This is a genomic window from Chitinimonas violaceus, assembly GCF_052601015.1.
Window position 1 is genome coordinate 1 of sequence record NZ_JBQXDJ010000349.1, and the last position, 236, is coordinate 236.

Genomic DNA, 236 nt, shown 5'->3' on the forward strand with positions numbered 1-236 from the left:
ATCATTGATGACTTTAACCGCGAAGCGCTGGCTATAGACATTGATCTATCGTTACCTGCAGAGCGGGTCGTGCGTGCGCTGGAACAGATCATCGAATGGCGGGGCAAACCGACAGCCATCCGCAGTGACAATGGGCCGGAATACATTGGCAAGATACTGAGTGAATGGGCACAGAGAAAGGGAGTTCGACTTGATCATATCCAGCCTGGCAAGCCGCAACAGAACGCGTACGTTGA

Annotated in this window: 1 protein-coding gene; it reads left to right on the forward strand. The window is 52.5% G+C overall.

Going from position 1 to position 236, the window contains the following annotated elements; genetic code table 11:
• Positions 1-236, forward strand: a 236-nt coding sequence (locus ACUHMQ_RS21515; protein ID WP_445297447.1) for a DDE-type integrase/transposase/recombinase, incomplete at both ends; no start/stop codon positions are given.